This window comes from Agrobacterium sp. CMT1 (assembly GCF_037203725.1).
Classification (GTDB): Bacteria; Pseudomonadota; Alphaproteobacteria; order Rhizobiales; family Rhizobiaceae; genus Agrobacterium; species Agrobacterium pusense.
The window spans coordinates 1-445 of record NZ_JBBCAR010000027.1; the positions used below are offsets into that span (position 1 = coordinate 1).

Below are 445 nucleotides of genomic sequence, written 5' to 3' on the forward strand. Positions count from 1 at the left end.
CTACTATAACGACAGAACTATTGTTAGCGACGTTGTATCGAGGCCTACGCCATAAGCTGCCGAAAGGGTGATGATTTGTCGCGGAGAACACCTGTCGAGACTGTTGACCATGTGGTCCGCAGTACGAGCATGCGCCATTGGCTGTGCGCTGGGTCTTGTGATTTTTCCACTCTTCGACATGCTTCTTAGCGTATTTGCCTGTCGGCGGTGCATTCATCAGCTTGTCTTTCTTTCCATCTGATGTCGATGTCGATGCTGGCTGGCGGGAAGAAGCCTTTGGAGCTTTTGTTGCACTGGCTCCCAGTCCATCAATGCCGAGTCCTTTCACTTTGTCATGCATCTCAGTGCAGATCCTAAGATAGTCCTTCATGGAAATCTCTGTTGCTGGATCCTTGATGCTTTTCAACTCATTGGTTTTGATCTCGATTGCATTCTTCATTTCCGG

General features: G+C 48.8%; 1 protein-coding gene. It reads right to left on the reverse strand.

Features of this window, described 5'->3' with window-relative positions:
* A partial coding sequence (locus WA845_RS25195) for a hypothetical protein (RefSeq protein ID WP_337322839.1) occupies positions 1-445 on the reverse strand: 445 nt, incomplete at both ends.